The sequence below is a fragment of the Streptomyces sp. NPDC049577 genome, assembly GCF_040675635.1.
Classification (GTDB): Bacteria; Actinomycetota; Actinomycetes; order Streptomycetales; family Streptomycetaceae; genus Streptomyces.
This window is the reverse complement of record NZ_JBFAPH010000361.1, coordinates 1-6,285: the sequence shown is the minus strand read 5'-3', so window position 1 is coordinate 6,285 and position 6,285 is coordinate 1. Positions and strand designations below refer to the sequence as shown.

Genomic DNA, 6,285 nt, shown 5'->3' with positions numbered 1-6,285 from the left:
CGTCGCCGTTCGCCCGCCCACCGTTCATTCCGCGAATCCCTCCGAAGGAGAGCCCGTGTCTCTGCCCCTGGCCCCCGCCGAGCCGCCGTCCTCGCCGGCGGAGGAGCCCCGCCCCGTGTCCGTCTGGCCCGCTTCCACCGCCACCCTGCCCTCCGGCGCCCTCGCCGTCGGCGGCGTCGCCCTCGGCGAGCTCGCCGACCGCTTCGGCACCCCCTCGTACGTCGTCGACGAGGACGAGGTCCGCGCCCGGGCCCGCGCCTGGCGGGCCGCGCTGCCCGGCGCCGACGTCGCCTACGCCGGCAAGGCGTTCCTCTCCCGCGCCATGGTCCGCTGGATCGCCGAGGAGGGCCTCTCCCTCGACGTCTGCTCCGCCGGCGAGCTCGAACTCGCCGCGCACGCCGGCTTCCCCGCCGACCGCATCGTCCTGCACGGCAACGCCAAGAGCCCCGAAGACCTGCGCACCGCCCTGCGCCTGGGCGTCGGGCGCATCGTCATCGACAGCACCGGCGAGATCACCCGCCTCGCCGCCCTCGTCCCGCCCGGCGAGCGCCAGAAGGTTCTGGTCCGCGTCGTCCCCGGCGTCACCGCCGGCGCCCACGCCGCCGTCCGCACCGGCGTCGAGGGCCAGAAGTTCGGCCTCCCCGTCGCCGGCGGCGAGGCGGAGGACGCCGTGGCCCGCGTCCTCGGCCAGCCCCGCCTCGAACTCGTCGGCCTGCACTGCCACCTCGGCTCCCAGATCGCCTCCGTGGCCCCCTATGTCACCGCCGTCCGGCGCCTCGTCGCCCTCCTCTCCCGCCTCCGCGACACCCACGGCGTCACGTTCCCCGAACTCGACCTCGGCGGCGGCTTCGCCATCCCGCACCACGACGGCGATCCCGCCTTCTCCCCCGCCGTCTACGCGGACCGCGTCCGCGCCGAGCTCACCCTGCGCTGCGCCTACGCCGACTTGCCCGTCCCGCGTCTGACGGTCGAGCCGGGCCGCTGGATCGCCGGCCCGGCGGGCGTCGCCCTCTACCGCGTCCTCGCCGTGAAGACCACCGGCTCGCGGACCTTCGTCGCCGTCGACGGCGGCATGAGCGACAACCCCCGCCCCGCCCTCTACGGCGTCCGCTACACCGTCCGCCTGGCCGGCCGCGTCTCCGTCGTCCCCTCGCGGTCCATGACCGTCGTCGGCCGCCACTGCGAGGCCGGCGACATCCTCGCCGAGGACGTGCCGTTGCCGGGCGACCTCCGGCCGGGCGACCTGCTGGCCGTCCCCGCGTCCGGGGCGTACCAGGTGTCGATGGCCTCGGCGTACAACATGATCGGGCGGCCCCCGGTGGCCGCCGTGTCCGGCGGCCGGGCCCGGCTGCTGATCCGCCGCGAGACGGCGGAGGATCTGCGGGCGCGTGACGTGGGCGAGTAGGCGCCCGTGACGGTCACGGTCTCGCCGCACGGCCAGGTGGGCAGCCCGACGTCCGGCCCGAGCGAGCGGTAGTCGGCGAACCGGCGCACGCCGCAGCGGCCGCAGGTGAGGGTGGAGCCGTTCACGTCCCAGTACGGGTGCGGGCATCCGGTACCGGTCACGACTCGGCCTGCCGCCGGGCCCGCCACGCGCGCTTGACGGTCTGCGTGTAGGCGGTGTGGGTGGGGTTCCCCGTGACGTGCTTGAGGATCCACAGCGTGCCGTCCGCCGGGTCTGCGGTGCGCCGCGAGCCGTGGCCGCAGGAGTCGCACTCCTGCGCGTAGGTGTGCTCGGTGGCCCGCCGCCCGTCGTCCCGTGGCTGCACCAGCCATACCGGCCCGGCGGGGGCCCCGGCCGACCACCGGTTGGCCTCCCGCACCTTTTCGCTGAGTTCCGCGTCCCGTCGGCCTGTGTCCATGTTCACCCTTTACGTGCGTTCACTGACTGCACACAAAGCGTTGCTGTGCGGGACTAGCATCGGAAGGGGTCAGCCGATGACAACGGGCTTGTGAGCAGGGGGAGTTAGGCCATGGCCAACGGTGGCGAGGCGAGGCGGTTCGGGCAGGCGAAAGTGGGCTGGGAGTTCTTCGGCTCGGAACTCAAACGGTGCCGGGAGGGCGCAGGGCTGACCCAGCAGGAGCTGGGGGCGAAGGTGTTCTGTTCGGGTTCCTACATCGGCCAGATCGAAGCGGCGCTGCGCAAGCCGCAGCTCGAACTGGCGGAGCGGATCGACGCGGAGCTGGAGACGGACGGGTTCCTGGCGCGGATGTGCAAGCGACTGATCGACAGCTCGCCGCATGTCCACTACTTCGCGGAGGTGGCGTACCTGGAAGGTCTGGCCATCAGCATCAGGGAGTACGCGCCCATCTACGTCCCGGGCTTGTTGCAGACGGCCGCCTACGCCCGGGCCGTCATGCTGGCCACACGGCCCACCATGCCGGAGGAGCAGCTGGAGGAGCGCATCGCCGCTCGCCTCGACCGCGCCCGGAGCCTCACGCATCCAACAGAGCCCATGTTGTGGGTGGTGCTGGACGAGAACGTGATTCGTCGGCCGGCCGGTGGTTCTGATGTGATGCACGGGCAGCTGACGCACATTGCGGAGATGGCAGTGCGGCGCCGCGTCATCGTCCAGGTTCTGCCTTTCTCGTCGGGTGCTCCAGCGCTGGCAGGGATGCTCACGCTCATGACGTTCGAAGATTCCCCGCCCGTGGCCTACGCCGAGGGCCCGAGGACCGGAACCCTCGTCGACGATCCAGCTGCGGTCGCCCATTTGGAACTGTCCTACGATCTGGTCCGGGCCGCCGCATTGCCGCCGGAAGCGTCCCTGCGCCTGATCCAGTCGGCGGCGGAGGAATACGCGAAATGAATGCAGATCTCAGCGCCATAGCGTGGCGGAAGAGCTCCTACAGTGACGGCCACGGCGGCAGTTGCGTCGAGGTGTGTGACGCCTTACCCGGCGCGATACGCGTCCGCGACAGCAAGGCCCCTGTTGGGCCGGTGCTCGCCCTCGTGCCCGCCTCCTGGGCGCGGTTCGTCTCGGCCGTCAAGGCCGCCACCCTCCTGACCGTCCCATCGCGTTGAGAAGCCGGTCCTGCGCGGACGCGCCCGGCGCCCCCGTCGCCGGCCCGTAGTAGCGGTCGCTGTCCGCGATCGGGCTTTCGCTGACACCGCCGTAGATCCACTCGAAGTTGTCGAGGATCCAGCGCACCGTGCGCGCGTCGAGCCGTTCGTCCAGCCGTACCGCGCGGGCGAGGTCCCACGTGTGCGTGACCGCGTCGACCACGTACAGGCCGAGCAACTGCCTGCCCGGCACCGGACCGAACGGGTAGTCGACGATCCGGTCGAGCGCACCGGCGGCGCGGAACGCGGCCCGGCACTCGGCCACCGCGTCCCGGTAGATGGTCACCGGGTCGCCATCCAGCACGCCCTGGTCCAGGTTCGCCATGAACTCCGCGCTGCTGCCGCCGCGCAGCAGTGCGGTGTAGATGCGGCTGCCTTGGATCACGTGGTGGGCCAACTGCCGCACGTTCCATTCGGTGCAGGGTGTGGCGTCCTCCCAGGACGTGTCCGGTACGGCCCGCAGCCGATCGCCGAATCCTTCCGCCGCGGTGTCGAAGTAGCCGAGCAACATGCTGTCCGTGTCATGCATGATGCCCAGTCTGGCGACCACGCGAGGCCGCTTCCGGCGGGAATCGGACCTCCATATGGGGCGGGATCAGTGCGGCGCGACGAGCCCCATCTCGTAGGCGGTGATGACGAGCTGCACCCGGTCCCGGGCGTCCAGTTTGGTGAGCAGCCGGGACACGTGCGACTTGGCGGTGGCCACCGTGATGTGGAGGTCCTCCGCGATCTCCGTGTTGGACCGGCCGCGGCCGACCAGGGTCAGGACCTCCCGTTCCCGCTCGGTGATGCCCTCGACCGGCCGCGGCGGGCGGACCGGCGGAGCGGCCGGCTCGCGGACGAAGTCCGCGATCAGACGGCGCGTCACTCCGGGGGCGATCAGCGCGTCGCCCGCGGCGACCACGCGGACCGCCGCGAGGATGTCGTCCAGCGCCATGTCCTTGACCACGAAGCCGCTCGCGCCGGCGCGCAGCGCGCCGTAGACGTGGTCGTCCTCGTCGAAGGTGGTCAGGACGAGGACGCGGGCGGCCGACGGGCCGGCCGTGATCAGGCGGGTGGCCTCGATGCCGTCCATGCCGGGCATGCGGATGTCCATCACCACCACGTCCGGGCCGACGTCCTCGGCGAGTCGGACCGCCTCCGTGCCGGTGGCGGCCTCGCCGACGACCTCCAGGTCGGGGTGGTCGGCCATGAGGACACGCAGACCGGTCCGCACCAGCGGCTGGTCGTCGGCGAGGACGATCCGGACGGTCATCGGGCCTCCACCGGAACCCGGATTGAAGAAGCGGCCAGCGGAAGCGGCAACCGGGCCGCTACCCGGAAACCCCCCTCGGGACGCGGGCCCGCGCTGAGCCGCCCGTGCAGCAGAGCGGCGCGCTCCCGCATGCCGACGATGCCGAAGCCCGAACCGTTCACGGTGGTGCCACGGCCGTCGTCGACGACCTCCAGGGACAGTTCCTCGTCCCCGTAGTCGATGGTCAGCCGGCACCGCCCGGTGCCCGCGTGGCGGACCACGTTGGTCAGCGCCTCCTGCACGATGCGGTAGGCCGACAGGTCGATGTCGGCGGGCAGGGGGCGCCGGTCCCCGCGCAGGCGCACCTCGACCCGTACCCCCGCGTCGGCGGTCGCGGCCGTCAGCCGTTCGATGTCCGCCAGGCCCGGCAAGGGATCGGTGGCCGTGGTGTCGCGGTCGGCCTGGCGGAGGGACACCAGGGTGCGTCGCAGGCCCGACAGGGTCTCCCGGCTGGTGGTCTCGATGGCGCGCAGGGCCTCGCGGGCCTCCGCGGGCTGGGTCTGGATGACGCGGCTGCCCACACCGGCCTGGATGGCGATGATGCCGATGCTGTGCGCGACCGCGTCGTGCAGCTCCCGTGCGATCCGCAGCCGTTCGGCGGTCACGGCCTCGGCCACCTCCTGCGCGCGCAGCGCCACCGCGTGCTCGCGGCGCTCGCGGCTCAGCAGACCGGCCATGCAGGACGCGGCCATCGCCAGGAGGGCGATCACGCCGTTGACGGCCAGGGCGTCGCCGTGCGCGAAGCCGCCGATCACCAGCAGTTGGACGGTGAAGGACACGGCCACGGCGGCGGTCGCGGCACGTCGCGGGCGGTTGGCGACGATGACGCCCAGGATCAGGTCCACGGCCAGATATGCCAGGAACTCGCCCTGGTACGACGCCGTCCCGCTCCCGTGGGCGGAGCTCGGGGGGCCGGCCACCACGACGGTGGACCCGAGGAGGGCCACGGCCAGCGCCGGGAGCGGCATCCGTCGCACCGCGCCGGCGAGCAGGCTCGCGGCCAGCAGTCCCCCGACGCCGTGGACGGTGCCCGAGGCCCGTGGCGCGGCCCCGGTCAGCAGAGCCGTCATGAGGAGGTAGCAGACGCCCCCCGCCCAGGCCACGGCCTTCGTTCCCATCGCATTCACGCCGCGAGACTAACCGGCCGTCATCTGCGCGAACATCCGCCCGGGGACGTACGCCCACGGGCGAACCCGGCCCCCGCGATTGCCGCCCGCGGCCCCATGCCCGGACAGGGGTCCGCCCGGCAGTGTGGGTGCCGTGATCGAAGTCAGCGAACTCACCAAGCGATACGGAAGCAAGACGGCCGTCGAGGGCCTGTCCTTCACCGTGCGGCCCGGCCGGGTCACCGGATTCCTCGGGCCCAACGGGGCGGGCAAGACCACCACCCTGCGGGTGATCCTCGGGCTGGACGCCCCCACCACCGGCGCCGCGACCGTCAGCGGCGTCCCCTTCCGCCGCCACCCGCGCGGCCTGCGGCACGTCGGCGCCCTCCTCGATGCCGGCCAGGTCCACGGCGGGCGCAGCGCCACGGCCCATCTGTCCGCCCTGGCCCGCAGCAACGGCATCCCGCGGCGGCGGGTGGACGAGGTGCTCCGGGAGGTGGGGCTGACCGAGGCGGCGAACCGCCGCATCGGCGGGTTCTCCCTCGGCATGAAGCAGCGGCTGGGCATCGCCACCGCCCTGCTCGGCGACCCGCCGGTGCTCCTGTTCGACGAGCCGATCAACGGCATGGACCCGGAGGGCGTCCTGTGGGTGCGCCGGCTCTTCCGGCGGCTGGCCGCCGAGGGGCGCACGGTGTTCCTCTCCAGCCATCTGATGTCGGAGATGGAGAACACTGCCGACGAGCTCGTCGTCATCGGCCGGGGCCGTCTCATCGCCGCCGAGCCGCTACGGGACTTCGCGGCCCGCGGCACCCGGCGCGGCG

The 6,285-nt window shown here is 72.8% G+C and carries 8 protein-coding genes and 1 pseudogene; 4 read left to right on the top strand and 5 right to left on the bottom strand.

Annotated elements, in window-relative coordinates:
* Positions 1–55 precede the first annotated feature (55 nt).
* Positions 56–1,405: a diaminopimelate decarboxylase gene (gene lysA / locus AB0K09_RS28285; protein ID WP_366068250.1), complete on the top strand. Its 1,350-nt coding sequence runs from the start codon at positions 56–58 to the stop codon at positions 1,403–1,405.
* 47 nt (positions 1,406–1,452) lie between these two features.
* On the opposite strand, the pseudogene AB0K09_RS28280 reads toward lysA, so the two are convergent.
* Together AB0K09_RS28280 and AB0K09_RS28275 are read right to left on the bottom strand one after the other, a co-directional pair.
* A pseudogene (locus AB0K09_RS28280) lies at positions 1,453–1,566 on the bottom strand (DUF6255 family natural product biosynthesis protein); the annotation flags it as partial.
* Positions 1,563–1,862 (bottom strand): hypothetical protein, encoded by a 300-nt coding sequence (locus AB0K09_RS28275; protein ID WP_366068249.1) that lies wholly within the window; start codon positions 1,860–1,862, stop codon positions 1,563–1,565. The pseudogene AB0K09_RS28280 and the gene AB0K09_RS28275, both read right to left, overlap by 4 nt.
* 111 nt (positions 1,863–1,973) lie before the next feature.
* Here AB0K09_RS28275 and AB0K09_RS28270 point away from each other — a divergent pair, with 111 nt between their 5' ends.
* Together AB0K09_RS28270 and AB0K09_RS28265 are read left to right on the top strand one after the other, a co-directional pair.
* Complete coding sequence (locus AB0K09_RS28270; RefSeq protein WP_366068248.1) at positions 1,974–2,810, top strand: helix-turn-helix transcriptional regulator; 837 nt, start codon at positions 1,974–1,976, stop codon at positions 2,808–2,810.
* Complete coding sequence (locus AB0K09_RS28265; protein WP_366068247.1) at positions 2,807–3,025, top strand: DUF397 domain-containing protein; 219 nt, start codon at positions 2,807–2,809, stop codon at positions 3,023–3,025. The genes AB0K09_RS28270 and AB0K09_RS28265 overlap by 4 nt, the downstream gene beginning before the upstream one ends.
* Here AB0K09_RS28265 and AB0K09_RS28260 read toward each other — a convergent pair.
* The 3 genes from AB0K09_RS28260 to AB0K09_RS28250 form a co-directional block, all read right to left on the bottom strand.
* A complete protein-coding gene (locus AB0K09_RS28260) occupies positions 2,988–3,593 on the bottom strand; it encodes a TIGR03086 family metal-binding protein (RefSeq protein ID WP_366068246.1) in 606 nt (201 codons plus the stop codon). The two genes, AB0K09_RS28265 and AB0K09_RS28260, sit on opposite strands and share 38 nt — an antisense overlap.
* A gap of 66 nt (positions 3,594–3,659) precedes the next feature.
* Positions 3,660–4,319, bottom strand: coding sequence for a response regulator transcription factor (locus AB0K09_RS28255; protein WP_366068245.1), 660 nt, complete (start codon positions 4,317–4,319; stop codon positions 3,660–3,662).
* On the bottom strand, positions 4,316–5,476 hold the full coding sequence (locus tag AB0K09_RS28250; RefSeq protein WP_366068251.1) for a sensor histidine kinase: 1,161 nt from the start codon (positions 5,474–5,476) through the stop codon (positions 4,316–4,318). Before AB0K09_RS28250 ends, AB0K09_RS28255 begins: the two co-directional genes overlap by 4 nt.
* A gap of 142 nt (positions 5,477–5,618) precedes the next feature.
* Here AB0K09_RS28250 and AB0K09_RS28245 point away from each other — a divergent pair.
* A partial coding sequence (locus tag AB0K09_RS28245) for an ATP-binding cassette domain-containing protein (RefSeq protein ID WP_366068244.1) occupies positions 5,619–6,285 on the top strand: 667 nt, incomplete at its 3' end.

Coding starts and splice junctions, on each gene's coding strand:
- AB0K09_RS28250 (WP_366068251.1), bottom strand. CDS start 5,476: ATGGGAACGAAGGCCGTGGCCTGGGCGGGGGGCGTCTGCTACCTCCTC.
- AB0K09_RS28255 (WP_366068245.1), bottom strand. CDS start 4,319: ATGACCGTCCGGATCGTCCTCGCCGACGACCAGCCGCTGGTGCGGACC.
- AB0K09_RS28260 (WP_366068246.1), bottom strand. CDS start 3,593: ATGCATGACACGGACAGCATGTTGCTCGGCTACTTCGACACCGCGGCG.
- AB0K09_RS28275 (WP_366068249.1), bottom strand. CDS start 1,862: ATGGACACAGGCCGACGGGACGCGGAACTCAGCGAAAAGGTGCGGGAG.
- AB0K09_RS28265 (WP_366068247.1), top strand. CDS start 2,807: ATGAATGCAGATCTCAGCGCCATAGCGTGGCGGAAGAGCTCCTACAGT.
- AB0K09_RS28270 (WP_366068248.1), top strand. CDS start 1,974: ATGGCCAACGGTGGCGAGGCGAGGCGGTTCGGGCAGGCGAAAGTGGGC.